The sequence below is a fragment of the Serratia sp. FDAARGOS_506 genome (genome assembly GCF_003812745.1).
Taxonomy (GTDB): Bacteria; Pseudomonadota; Gammaproteobacteria; order Enterobacterales; family Enterobacteriaceae; genus Serratia.
In genome coordinates this window covers 2,643,533-2,656,451 of sequence record NZ_CP033831.1, presented here as the reverse complement: position 1 = coordinate 2,656,451, position 12,919 = coordinate 2,643,533, and the positions used below count along the sequence as shown (strand labels likewise).

General features: G+C 61.1%; 12 protein-coding genes. 8 read left to right on the top strand and 4 right to left on the bottom strand.

Features of this window, described 5'->3' with window-relative positions; translation table 11 throughout:
* The first annotated feature begins 12 nt into the window (after positions 1–12).
* The 4 genes from kdpB (at position 13) to kdpE (ending at position 6,146) form a co-directional block, all read left to right on the top strand.
* On the top strand, positions 13–2,082 hold the full coding sequence (kdpB, locus tag EGY12_RS12885) for a potassium-transporting ATPase subunit KdpB (RefSeq protein ID WP_123893961.1): 2,070 nt from the start codon (positions 13–15) through the stop codon (positions 2,080–2,082).
* Positions 2,083–2,100: 18 nt separating this feature from the next.
* On the top strand, positions 2,101–2,670 hold the full coding sequence (gene kdpC / locus EGY12_RS12880) for a potassium-transporting ATPase subunit KdpC (RefSeq protein ID WP_123893959.1): 570 nt from the start codon (positions 2,101–2,103) through the stop codon (positions 2,668–2,670).
* A gap of 73 nt (positions 2,671–2,743) precedes the next feature.
* Positions 2,744–5,440 carry a two-component system sensor histidine kinase KdpD gene (gene kdpD, locus EGY12_RS12875; protein ID WP_123893958.1) on the top strand — a complete coding sequence of 899 codons (2,697 nt, stop codon included), beginning with the start codon at positions 2,744–2,746 and terminating at the stop codon, positions 5,438–5,440.
* A gap of 16 nt (positions 5,441–5,456) precedes the next feature.
* The gene (gene kdpE / locus EGY12_RS12870; RefSeq protein ID WP_123893956.1) at positions 5,457–6,146 is read left to right on the top strand and encodes a two-component system response regulator KdpE; all 690 of its coding nucleotides are present in this window, start codon (positions 5,457–5,459) and stop codon (positions 6,144–6,146) included.
* A 16-nt stretch (positions 6,147–6,162) separates the two neighbouring features.
* On the opposite strand, the gene EGY12_RS12865 is transcribed toward kdpE, so the two are convergent.
* From EGY12_RS12865 to seqA, 4 genes are all read right to left on the bottom strand, one after another.
* Positions 6,163–6,462: a DUF3861 domain-containing protein gene (locus tag EGY12_RS12865; protein WP_123893954.1), complete on the bottom strand. Its 300-nt coding sequence runs from the start codon at positions 6,460–6,462 to the stop codon at positions 6,163–6,165.
* Complete coding sequence (locus tag EGY12_RS12860) at positions 6,462–7,106, bottom strand: PadR family transcriptional regulator (RefSeq protein ID WP_123893952.1); 645 nt, start codon at positions 7,104–7,106, stop codon at positions 6,462–6,464. The genes EGY12_RS12865 and EGY12_RS12860 overlap by 1 nt, the downstream gene beginning before the upstream one ends.
* A 190-nt stretch (positions 7,107–7,296) precedes the next feature.
* Complete coding sequence (gene pgm, locus EGY12_RS12855) at positions 7,297–8,940, bottom strand: phosphoglucomutase (alpha-D-glucose-1,6-bisphosphate-dependent) (protein WP_123893950.1); 1,644 nt, start codon at positions 8,938–8,940, stop codon at positions 7,297–7,299.
* 77 nt (positions 8,941–9,017) lie between these two features.
* Entirely contained in the window at positions 9,018–9,560 is a 543-nt protein-coding gene (gene seqA, locus EGY12_RS12850) for a replication initiation negative regulator SeqA (protein ID WP_123893948.1), read from the bottom strand.
* Between the two features lie 224 nt (positions 9,561–9,784).
* On the opposite strand from seqA, the gene ybfF reads away from it, so the two are divergent.
* The 4 genes from ybfF (at position 9,785) to fur (ending at position 12,682) form a co-directional block, all read left to right on the top strand.
* Complete coding sequence (gene ybfF, locus EGY12_RS12845) at positions 9,785–10,558, top strand: esterase (protein WP_123893946.1); 774 nt, start codon at positions 9,785–9,787, stop codon at positions 10,556–10,558.
* A gap of 256 nt (positions 10,559–10,814) precedes the next feature.
* Positions 10,815–11,102 (top strand): LexA regulated protein, encoded by a 288-nt coding sequence (gene ybfE, locus EGY12_RS12840; protein ID WP_004939936.1) that lies wholly within the window; start codon positions 10,815–10,817, stop codon positions 11,100–11,102.
* A gap of 264 nt (positions 11,103–11,366) precedes the next feature.
* Complete coding sequence (gene fldA / locus EGY12_RS12835; RefSeq protein WP_004939938.1) at positions 11,367–11,906, top strand: flavodoxin FldA; 540 nt, start codon at positions 11,367–11,369, stop codon at positions 11,904–11,906.
* A 329-nt stretch (positions 11,907–12,235) separates the two neighbouring features.
* Positions 12,236–12,682 (top strand): ferric iron uptake transcriptional regulator, encoded by a 447-nt coding sequence (fur, locus tag EGY12_RS12830; protein ID WP_019454058.1) that lies wholly within the window; start codon positions 12,236–12,238, stop codon positions 12,680–12,682.
* Positions 12,683–12,919 lie beyond the last annotated feature (237 nt).

Genomic DNA, 12,919 nt, shown 5'->3' with positions numbered 1-12,919 from the left:
AGAGAATAAGAGATGACTCGCAAACAACGCGCGCTGTTTGAACCGGCCCTGGTGCGCACCGCGCTGATCGATGCGCTGAAAAAACTGGACCCTCGCGTTCAATGGCGCAACCCGGTGATGTTCGTGGTGTATATCGGCAGTATTCTGACCACCGCCATCTGGCTGGCGATCCTCACCGGCCAAACCGACGGCGCCGCCGCCTTTACCGGCAGCGTCTCCCTGTGGCTGTGGTTCACCGTGCTGTTCGCCAACTTCGCGGAAGCGCTGGCCGAAGGGCGCAGCAAGGCCCAGGCGGAAAGCCTGAAGGGCACCAAGAAAACCAGCTGGGCGAAAAAACTGGCCGGCCCGCGCCGCGACGGCGCCACGGAGAAAGTGGCCGCCGAAAGCCTGCGCAAGGGCGATATCGTGCTGGTGGAAGCCGGCGACACCATCCCGTGCGACGGCGAAGTGCTGGAAGGCGGTGCCTCGGTAGATGAAAGCGCCATCACCGGTGAGTCCGCGCCGGTGATCCGCGAGTCCGGCGGCGACTTCTCCTCGGTCACAGGGGGCACCCGCGTGCTGTCCGACTGGTTGGTAGTGCAGTGCAGCGTCAACCCGGGGGAAACCTTCCTCGATCGCATGATCGCCATGGTGGAAGGCGCCAAACGCCGCAAAACGCCGAACGAGATCGCACTGACTATCCTGCTGGTGGCGCTGACCATCGTGTTCGTCCTGGCCACCGCCACCCTGTTCCCGTTCTCGCAATACAGCGTGGAAGCGGCCGGCAGCGGCAGCGTGGTCACCATCACCGTGCTGGTCGCGCTGCTGGTCTGCCTGATCCCCACCACCATCGGTGGCCTGCTGTCCGCCATCGGCGTGGCCGGGATGAGCCGCATGCTCGGCGCCAACGTGATCGCCACCAGCGGCCGCGCGGTGGAAGCCGCCGGCGACGTGGACGTGCTGCTGCTGGATAAAACCGGCACCATCACGCTGGGCAACCGCCAGGCTTCGGAGTTCCTGCCGGCGCCGGGCGTGAAAGAGCAAGAACTGGCGGATGCCGCGCAGCTGGCCTCGCTGGCGGACGAAACGCCGGAAGGCCGCAGCATCGTGGTGTTGGCCAAACAGCGATTCAACCTGCGCGAACGCGATCTGCAGGCGCTTAACGCCACCTTCGTGCCCTTTTCCGCCCAGACCCGCATGAGCGGCGTCAACGTGCAGGAGCGCATGATCCGCAAAGGTGCAGTGGATGCCATTCGTCGCCACGTCGAATCCAATCAAGGGCACTTCCCGCGGGCGGTGGACGATCTGGTGGAAAGCGTGGCGCGCACCGGCGGCACGCCGCTGGTGGTGGCGGAAGGCGCCCGGGTGCTGGGCGTGGTGGCGCTGAAGGATATCGTCAAGGGCGGCATTAAGGAACGCTTCAATGAGCTGCGCAAGATGGGCATCAAAACGGTGATGATCACCGGCGATAACCCGCTGACCGCGGCGGCGATCGCCGCCGAAGCCGGGGTGGACGACTTCCTGTCGGAAGCCACGCCGGAAGCCAAGCTGGCGCTGATCCGCCAGTATCAGGCGGAAGGCCGCCTGGTGGCGATGACCGGCGACGGCACCAACGACGCCCCGGCGCTGGCGCAGGCCGATGTGGCAGTGGCGATGAACTCAGGCACCCAGGCCGCTAAAGAGGCGGGCAACATGGTCGATCTGGATTCCAACCCGACCAAGCTGATCGAAGTGGTGCACATCGGCAAACAGATGCTGATGACGCGCGGCTCGCTGACCACCTTCAGCATCGCCAACGACGTCGCCAAATACTTCGCCATCATTCCGGCGGCGTTTGCGGCCACCTATCCGCAATTGAACGCGCTGAACGTGATGCACCTGCACTCCCCGGCCTCCGCCATCATGTCGGCGGTGATCTTCAACGCCCTGGTGATCGTGTTCCTGATCCCGCTGGCGCTGAAAGGGGTGAGCTACAAACCGATGAGTGCCGCAGCCCTGCTGCGCCGCAACCTGTGGCTGTACGGGGTCGGCGGTCTGCTGGTGCCATTTGTCGGCATCAAACTGATCGACCTGATCCTGGTCGCGCTGCACGTCGCCGGTTAACCATTGAGGGAAATGAACATGACGTATTTACGACCTGCGCTGGTGATGTTGATCCTGCTGACGCTAATCACCGGCATCGCCTATCCGTTGCTGACTACCGGACTGGCGCAGCTGCTGTTTCCGGGCGCGGCCAACGGTTCGCTGCTGTACCGGGACGACAAGGCAGTCGGCTCCGCGCTGATCGGCCAGAACTTTACGCGCGCCGACTATTTCTGGGGCCGCCCATCGGCCACCGGCGATTCGGCCTATAATCCACTGGCCTCCGCCGGCAGCAACCTGGCGGCCACCAACCCGGCGTTGGATAAGGCTATCGCCGAGCGCGCAACGCAGCTGCGCCAGGCCAACCCTGCGATGAGCGGCCCGATCCCGGTCGATCTGCTGACCGCCTCCGGCAGCGGGTTGGATCCACAGATCTCGATCGCCGCCGCGCAATATCAGCTGGCACGGGTCGCGGCGGCGCGGCATCTGCCGCCGGAACAGGTCGCCAAACTGATCGAAGACAACACCGATCGGGCCACGCCCAACTTTATGGGGGAATCGGTGGTGAACGTGCTGAAGCTGAACCTGGCACTGGACGCATTGAAGTAACGCGCCGTATTCAGCATAGTGATAGGGTTCGGCATGCCGAACCCCTTTTTGCTTGGTAACACAAGGAATTGTCATGGTCGAAGAAGAGCAGCAGCGCCCCGATCCCGATAGCCTGCTGGCGTTGGCCAATGAAAAACCGCGCGGCCGGTTGAAGGTATTCTTCGGCGCCTGCGCCGGCGTCGGCAAAACCTACGCCATGCTGCAGGAAGCCCAGCGTTTGCGCGCTCAGGGGCTGGACGTGCTGGTCGGCGTGGTGGAAACCCACGGCCGTAGCGAGACCGCCGCCCTGCTCGACGGCCTCACGCTGCTGCCGCAAAAACGCATCCAGCATCGCGGCCGGCTGGTGCATGAATTCGATCTCGACGCCGCGCTGGCGCGCCACCCGGCGCTGGTGTTGATGGATGAACTGGCGCACAGCAACGCTCATGGTTCGCGCCACCCCAAACGCTGGCAGGATGTGGAAGAGCTGCTGGATGCCGGCATCGACGTTCTGACCACCGTCAACGTACAGCATCTGGAAAGCCTGAACGACGTAGTGGGCGGCGTGACCGGCGTGCGGGTGCGCGAAACGGTGCCCGACCACGTGTTTGACGAAGCCAGCGAAGTGGTGCTGGTCGATCTGCCGCCGGACGATCTACGCCGGCGGCTGCACGAAGGCAAAGTGTATATTCCCGGCCAGGCCGAGCGCGCTATCGAGCACTTCTTCCGCAAAGGCAACCTGATCGCCCTGCGCGAGCTGGCGCTGCGCCGCACCGCCGATCGGGTCGATGACCAGATGCGCGAGTTTCGCGACACCCAGGGGCGCGAGAAAGTGTGGCACACCCGCGACAGCATTCTGCTGTGCGTCGGCCACAACAGCGGCAACGAAAAGCTGGTGCGCATCGCCGCCCGGCTGGCGGCGCGGCTCGGCTGCCACTGGCATGCGGTCTATGTGGAAACCCCCAAGCTGCACCGGCTGCCGGAAAACCAGCGCCGCGCCATTCTGCGCGCGCTGCGGCTGGCGCAGGAACTGGGGGCAGAAACCGCCACCCTGGCCGATCCGTCCGAAGAGCGCGCGGTGCTGCGCTACGCCCGCGAGCATAACCTCGGCAAAATCATCATCGGCCGCCGCAGCGAGCAGCGCTGGAAGCTGCGCGGCAGCTTCGCCGATCGCCTCGGCCGGCTGGGCCCGGATCTCGATCTGGTGATCGTGGCGCTGGAGAGCGACACCGCACAACCGCCGCCGGGCAAGGAGCACGACGGCCGCAGCTTCAATGATAAATGGCGCATGCAGCTGCGCGGTTGCGTGGTCGCGGTGGCGCTGTGCGCGCTGATTACCCTGCTCTCGCAGTGGCTGCTGCCGGGCTTCGATCAGGCCAATCTGGTGATGGTCTATCTGCTCGGCGTGGCGATCGTCGCCCTGTTCTTCGGCCGCTGGCCGTCGGTGCTGGCGGCGGTGATCAACGTCGCCAGTTTCGATCTGTTCTTTGTCCAGCCCGAATGGTCGTTCGCCGTCAGCGATATGCAGTATCTGCTGACCTTCGGCGTAATGCTCGCCGTCGGCATCATCATCGGCAACCTGACCGCCGGGGTGCGTTATCAGGCTCGGGTGGCGCGCTACCGCGAGCAGCGGGCGCGCCACCTGTACGAAATGTCGCGTGGGCTAAGCCGCGCGCTGACCGTAGCCGACATCGCCAACACCAGCCGCCACTTCCTCTCCAGCAGTTTCCAGGCGAAAACCGTGCTGTTGCTGCCGCAGGAAGACGGCCGCCTGCAACAGATGGTCGGCGAGGAAGGCGGGCTGCTGTCGGTAGACGAAGCCATCGCGCGCTGGAGCTTCGACAAAGGCTTGCCGGCCGGCGCCGGCACCGACACCCTGCCCGGCGTGCCTTACCAGCTGCTGCCGCTCAATACCCCCAAGCAGACCTTCGGCCTGCTGGCGATCGAGCCCAACAACCTGCGCCAGCTGATGGTACCGGAACAGCAGCGGCTGCTGCAGACCTTCGCGGTGCTGATCGCCAGCGCGCTGGAGCGGCTGCACCTGGCGCGCAGCGCCGAAGAAGCCAAGCTGGACGCCGAGCGCGAACAGCTGCGCAACTCGCTGCTGGCGGCGCTGTCACACGATCTGCGCACGCCGCTGACCGTGCTGTTCGGCCAGGCGGAAATCCTCACGCTGGACCTGGCGGCCGAAGGCTCCAACCACGCTACCCAGGCCAGCCAGATCCGCCAACAGGTGCTGAGCACCACCCGGCTGGTGAACAACCTGCTGGATATGGCGCGCATCCAGTCCGGCGGTTTCAGCCTGCGCAAAGAGTGGCAGTCGCTGGAAGAGATCGTCGGCGCCTCGCTGCACATGCTGGAGCCGCTGCTCAGCCAGCATCCGATCGTGGTCGAGCTACCGCCGGAACAGATCCTGGTGAACTGCGACGGCAGCCTGCTGGAGCGGGTGTTCACCAATCTGTTGGAAAACGCCAATAAATACGCCGGCGTCGAGGCTACCATCGGCATTCGCGCCCGCACGCTGCCCGATTGGCTGGAAGTCGAGGTCTGGGATAACGGTCCGGGCATCCCTGCCGATCAGCTGCAGCTAATTTTCGACAAATTTTCACGTGGTAATAAAGAATCGGCGATCCCCGGCGTCGGCTTGGGGTTAGCGATTTGCCGTGCCATTATTGAAGTACATGATGGCCGCATCTGGGCGGAAAACGGCGCCAACGGCGGCGCCAGCTTCCGTTTCGTGCTGCCGCTGGAAAAACCGCCCGAGATCGACGGCGACGCCTTCGATCTGTAATCAACGCAGGGGAAACGTGAGCATAACGCCAACCAACATTCTGATTGTTGAAGATGAAAAAGAGATCCGCCGCTTCGTGCGCACCGCGCTGGAGAGCGAAGGCCTGCGGGTATTTGAAAGTGAAACGCTGCAGCGCGGACTGATTGAAGCCGGCACGCGCAAACCGGATCTGATCATTCTTGATTTGGGCTTGCCGGACGGCGACGGGCTGAGCTACATCCGCGATCTGCGGCAATGGAGCGCCATTCCGGTGATCGTGCTGTCCGCGCGCAACGCCGAAGAGGACAAAATAGCCGCGTTGGACGCCGGTGCCGACGACTACCTCAGCAAACCGTTCGGCATCGGCGAGCTGCTGGCGCGGGTGCGGGTCGCGCTGCGCCGCCACTCCGCCAGCCAACAGGAAAGCCCGCTGATAAGTTTTTCGGAAATCACCGTCGATCTGGTGAATCGCCGGGTGCTGCGCAACAACGAAGATCTGCACCTGACGCCGATCGAGTTTCGCCTGTTGGCGGAGCTGTTGGCCAACGCCGGCAAAGTGATCACCCAACGGCAGCTGCTGAGCCACGTCTGGGGGCCGAACTACGTGGAGCACAGCCACTATCTGCGCATCTACATGGGCCACCTGCGGCAGAAGCTCGAAGCCGATCCGGCTCGGCCCAAACACCTGCTGACCGAAACCGGCGTCGGCTATCGCTTCATGCCTTAACCCGGCTGGCGCGCCTTTACGCCGCCGGCCCCTTCTTCAATCCGACCATAAATTCTTTAAACGCATCGCGCAGCGGAGCGAACACCGGGTGTTTGCGGTTTTCTATCATCACCTCGGAGAACAGCTTTAATCCCACGGCGAAGGCCGCGCTCTGCTCGGGGCCGAAGTTCAGATCGTCACGCGCCCGGATGCGCTCGACGATATCGAGAATATCGTCGTGGTTGGTCACTTCAAAACTCAGCGGCGCTTTCTCGACGGGATTGCCCTGGCGATCGCTCAGGGCTTCAACGGTAATATTGAAACGGTGGCCGGGCATCAGTTCTTCTCCTGTTGTTGCGTGGGTTGAATATGCATTTCGCTTTCGATCGCCGCCACAGCGGTCAGCAACGCGGCGTTGATGCGCTCCACCTGCTGCGGCGTGAGATCGGCGCGCATCACGTTGCCGCGCAGCAGGCTGCGCAGACGGTTCATGGCGTCGTAAATGCCTTCCGCCAGATTGCCGTGCCGATGATGTTCGCGGCCGGCGCCCGCCAGGCGCGCCAGAATGACTTCAACCACCTGTTGATGCTTTTGCAGCTCACCCTCACCCGCCGCAGTAATGCGGTAGCTTTTACGGCCGTTGCCGGTGGTGAGCGGCTCAAGGAAATCCTGTTCTTCCAGCAGCGTCAGCGTGGGGTAAATCACCCCAGGGCTCGGCACGTACAGACCGGAAGAGGCTTCCTCGATCGCCTTGATCAGCTCATAACCGTGGCTGGGCTTGCGCGCCACCAGCGCCAACAGCACCAGGCGCAGATCGCCGTGTTCGAACAGGCGATGACGCCCACCGCGGCCACCGCGCCCTCGGCCGTGCTCTTCGCCGTCGCCGCCGAAATGATGACGCCCTCCGCGATGGCGGCGGCCCTCGCCCGCTTCGCATTCATGGTGGTGATGGTGACGGTGTAAACCTAATCGATGAAACATAGGGTGATACCTCGCTTTAACAGGGAACATCAATACGAGGTTGTTTAGATATATCTAAACAGCGTCGATAACGCTAATCTAGATCGATATATCTAAATGCGCAAGCGCGGGCCAAGAAAAAGATATATCTAAATTACAGGCATAAAAAAAGCGCTGTAAAAACAGCGCTTTCATCAATCAGGAAAAATGATTACTTGGCGGAAGCCAGCACTTCGCTGACGATCTCGACCGCTTCGTGCTCAATCTTCTCGCGGTGTTCCGCCCCGAGGAAACTCTCGCAGTAGATCTTGTAAGCCTCTTCGGTACCGGAAGGACGGGCCGCGAACCAGCCGTTGTCGGTCATCACTTTCAGGCCGCCAATCGACGCGCCGTTGCCCGGTGCCGCGGTCAGACGTGCGGTGATCGGATCGCCTGCCAGGGTATTGGCCTTGACCATCTCCGGCGACAGCTTGGACAGCGCCGCTTTTTGCGCCGCAGTCGCCGGCGCCTGGATGCGGTTGTAGCTTGGCGCACCGAAGCGCTTGGCCAGATCGTCATAGTGATGCTGCGGATTCTCACCGGTTACCGCAGTGATTTCAGCCGCCAGCAGGCACATGATGATGCCGTCTTTGTCCGTCGACCAAGGCTGGCCGTTGAAGCGCAGGAACGAGGCCCCGGCGCTCTCTTCGCCGCCGAAGCCCAGGCTGCCGTCGAACAGGCCGTCCACGAACCACTTGAAGCCGACCGGCACTTCCACCAGCTTGCGGCCCAGGTCAGCCACCACGCGATCGATCATCGCGCTGGACACCAGCGTTTTACCTACCGCGACATCGGCACCCCACTGCGGGCGATGCTGGAACAGGTAGTTGATGGCTACCGCCAGATAGTGGTTCGGGTTCATCAGGCCCTTCGGCGTGACGATGCCGTGGCGGTCGTAATCCGGATCGTTGGCGAACGCCAGATCGAATTTGTCGCGCAGCGCCAGCAGGCCGGCCATCGCCGACTCGGACGAGCAGTCCATGCGGATGATGCCGTCGTGGTCCAGGTGCATAAAGCGGAAGGTCTGATCGATGGAATCGTTCACCAGCGTCAGATCCAGGTTGTAGTGCTCCGCCACGCGCTGCCAATAGGCGATGCCGGAACCGCCGAGCGGATCCACGCCCAGCTTCAGGCCGGCGCGTTGGATGGCCGGCATATCGACCACCTCAACCAGACCTTCAACATAAGGCTGCACCAGATCTTTGGCGTGCAAGTGGCCGCTGTTCCAGGCTTTATCCAGCGACTGACGCTGAACGCCTTTCAGCTGTTGCGCCAGCAGTTCGTTGGCACGCTTTTCGATCACCGACGTCAGGTTGGTGTCAGCCGGGCCGCCGTTCGGCGGGTTGTACTTGATGCCGCCGTCTTCCGGTGGGTTATGGGACGGCGTAATGACGATGCCGTCGGCCTGCGCGCCGCCGCGGCGGTTGTGGCACAGAATGGCGTGCGATACCGCCGGCGTTGGCGTGAAGCCGTTGTTTTCCTGCACGATCACATCGACGCCGTTGGCGGTCAACACTTCCAGCACGGAAATGAAGGCCGGCTCGGACAGCGCATGGGTATCTTTGCCCACGTAGCACGGGCCGGTAGTGCCCTGCTGATGACGAACTTCGGCGATCGCCTGAGCGATGGCGAGGATGTGCGCTTCGTTGAAGCTGTGGCGCTGCGCGCTGCCGCGGTGGCCGGAGGTGCCAAACTTCACCGCATGTGCGGAATTGCCGGCTTCCGGTTGCAGCACATAGTACTGCGACGTCAGCTGGGCTACGTTGATCAGATCGCTTTGGCGGGCGGGCTGCCCGGCACGTGGATTATTCGCCATCGACATATCTCCCTCATCCCTGTCGGTGGCCGGGCAAATACGTCGCGCACGGCCATCATGACGGGCTGTTCGCTAAATTAGACGGTACCGCAAACTTTCTCGATCAGTTCCGCCGGGAACTGCATGGCCTGCATGATGTGTTCGATCATGCTGCGTTTGCGGCCGGTATTGGTATTGGTGATCACCCAGTAAGGGGTGCCCGGTACATGCTTCGGCTTGGTATGCGTGCCGTTGGCCAGCAGGGTCTGCTGATCGCCGGCAAAATAGGTGCGGGTACGGCCGGTCAACGCATCGGTGGCGGCGGCGAAACCGGCGGCATCGAGGGTATACAGCGTGGACAGCACCAGCATGAAACGGTTGACCGCTTTGTTCTGCTCGGCATATTCATCCGACAGCAGCAGCTCACGCATGGCGCGCACGCGATCGCGCGGACGCTGTGCCGGCGCCGTTTTTTCCAGCTCGACGGACTGCGGCGCACTGGCAGCAGGCAACGCGCGCACCGGTTGCCCTGCGGTGAATTTCAACATGCGGCGTAAAATATCGGACGCGCTTTCACCGATGTGTTGCGTGTGGCTGGCAATATAACGGTAAAGCTCTTCGTCGACTTCAATAGTTTTCATCTTTATCCAATACTGTTTTTTCTACTTAGAACCTGAAGCCAGATCCTGCATTCAAGCCATGGGATTATAAGGTTAAAAGCGCTGGGGCGAACACAACAATGTGCCTCCGGACGGAAAATGCAGACTAATACCTATAGCCGGCGCTGCCAAGCCCGCGCCGCGAAAATTCCGCATGATTCATCGTGCGATTCAATCATGATACCCTAATCTGAATCTCTCTCAGCATGAACTTCGCCATGAAATTACATTATCAACTGCTGGCCACCGAGTCAGACGCGCTGCCGGTGCTGCTGATCCACGGGCTGTTCGGCAATCTGGACAACCTGGGCGTGCTGGCGCGCGATCTGCATAAACAGCACAGCGTGATCAAAGTCGATCTGCGCAACCACGGCCTCTCCCCGCGTGCCGACGACATGAACTATCCCGCCATGGCGCAGGACCTGCTGGCGCTGCTCGACGAACTGCAGCTGGAGAAAGCGATCGTCATCGGCCATTCGATGGGCGGCAAAGCGGCGATGGCGCTGACCGCCATCGCGCCCGAGCGCGTCGCCAGGCTGATCGTTATCGACGTCGCGCCGGTGGATTACCAGGCCCGCCGCCACGACGAGATCTTCGCCGCGCTGAAGGCCGTCAGTGCGGCCGGCATCACCCAACGCCAGGCGGCCGCTCAGCTGATGCGCGAGTACCTGCAGGAAGAAGGCGTGATCCAGTTCCTGCTGAAGTCCTTCCACAACGGCGAGTGGCGCTTCAACCTGCCGGTGCTGATCGAACGCTACGAAGACATCACCGGCTGGCAGGAAATACCGGCCTGGCCGCACCCGACCCTGTTCATTCGCGGCGGCCTGTCGCCGTACGTGCAGGACAGCTACCGGGCGGACATCGCCCGCCAGTTCCCGCAGGCCCGCGCACACGTCGTCGCCGGCACCGGCCATTGGGTGCACGCCGAAAAACCGGAAGCGGTGCTGCGCGCCATTCACCGTTTCCTCGACGAAGCCTGAAAAACGCGCTCACCTGGCGAAAAAACGCGCTAAAGATAACGGCTTAGCGCGTTTGCCCCGCAGTTAGGCATTGTCGTCGCTCCATCTGCTGGGGTAATATGGCGCGCTATAATTTTGCCGCCGCGCCAGCGCGTTCGCGAACGCCGGTTCGGGGGTAAATTTGGGTTAGGGTTTATTGGCCCGAAGTGTGTTAACCGATGCCTCCGGAAGCGTGCGAGCGCTTTTTGATGCAAACTCCCTTGCAGTACCGCTACCTATGGCAAAAGAACAAACGGATCGCACGACGCTGGATCTGTTCGCAGATGAACGCCGTCCGGGGCGCCCGAAAACCAACCCGCTTTCCCGCGATGAACAGCTTAGAATCAACAAGCGCAATCAGTTACGGCGCGATAAAGTGCGTGGATTGCGGCGCGTAGAGCTGAAAATCAACGCGGATGCGGTGGACGCCCTGAACAAACTGGCGGAACAGCGCAACATCAGCCGCAGCGAACTCATCGAGCAGATGCTGTTGGCGCAACTGGCGGAAGAACAGCCGGAACATTGATCTCTTCGGCCGCACGCGCGGCGCGGCGTTAAGGACAACGCCGGATCGACCACGCTTTTCTTCATTCTCCGGCATCGCATAAATGCGATAAAACCCCGGCGCCACTTTCTGGCATGATACGCATTTACCGGTAAGAGACTGCGCCTGTCGGCGCCCGCCCCGGAGGCGAAAGGCTCTTGCCATGGCATCATTTTAATCGGCGTCAGCGGCGGCAGTGCCGGCGTCGAGTAATGCAATTACTTGAATTTAAAGGTTATACGCGATATGGCTACTGTAGGCATTTTCTTTGGCAGCGACACTGGCAATACCGAAAACATTGCCAAAATGATCCAGAAAATTCTCCAGAAACAGTTTGGCGACGACGTCTCTGAAGTGCATGACATCGCTAAAAGCAGCAAAGAAGACCTGGAAGGGTTCGATATCCTGCTGCTAGGTATCCCGACCTGGTACTACGGTGAAGCGCAGTGTGACTGGGATGATTTCTTCCCGACGCTGGAAGAAGTCGACTTCAACGGCAAACTGGTGGCGCTGTTCGGCTGCGGCGACCAGGAAGACTACGCGGAATACTTCTGTGACGCGATGGGTACCATCCGCGACATCATCGAACCGCGCGGCGCGGCCATCGTGGGCCACTGGCCGACCAAAGGCTACCACTTCGAGGCCTCCAAAGGCCTGGCGGACGACAACCACTTCATCGGTCTGGCGATCGACGAAGACCGTCAGCCTGAGCTGACCAACGAGCGCGTGGACGCCTGGGTCAAACAGATCGTCGAAGAGCTGAGCCTGGCCGATATCGTCGGCTAAACCCCGGCACTGGCGAAAGGTTGAACAAAGGCCCTGTAAAGTGCATAGTGTGCCCACAGGGCCGTCATCGGCAGCAGGGATTGCTGCGATAGAAGCTACAGATTTGTAACTTCCCACCCCGTCACGGTAGACTGAGATATCGGTTTATCCCACCCATCAAGGCGTTGCATGCAAAACATGCAATAGTGCAATTATATCTTTGTTAACAACCGGCGGTTTCCATTTAGTACAACCGGTTCTATAATGAGACGCATTAACTCTTTGTGCCGACCGATGCCACAGGCGAGTACGCCTCAACTTGATTAGCATAGTAACAGGACTGAATTCGCATGACCGACAACAACATCGCATTGAAGAAGGCCGGCTTAAAAGTCACGCTTCCGCGACTCAAAATCCTGGAAGTACTGCAAAATCCGGAATGCCATCACGTCAGTGCGGAAGATTTGTACAAAAAACTGATTGATATGGGCGAAGAGATCGGGTTGGCAACGGTTTATCGCGTACTGAACCAGTTTGACGATGCGGGCATTGTGACACGTCACAATTTCGAAGGCGGCAAGTCCGTGTTCGAGCTGACCCAACAGCATCACCACGATCACCTGATTTGCCTGGACTGTGGCAAAGTGATCGAATTCAGCGACGAATCCATCGAAGTGCGCCAGCGTGATATCGCCAAGCAACACGGCATCAAGCTCACCAACCACAGCCTGTATCTGTACGGTCACTGTGAAACCGGTGACTGCCGCGAAGACGAAACGCTGCACGACAAGAAATAAGCCTGACCGGCTATGAAAAACCGCCTCACACCGAGGCGGTTTTTTTATGCCCGCCGTGCAACGGGCAAAAAAATCCCCGGACAAGCCGGGGAAAATCATGTCATGAAATATCACAATTGCAGCGGCACAGCGACTCCACGTACTCCTCTCACTTCAACGTCCGCCCTACGCCGACACGCGCGGGCGAACGCATTCCCCCTTCGTTATACGGCCGCCGCCAGGGCAGCAGGCCATTGC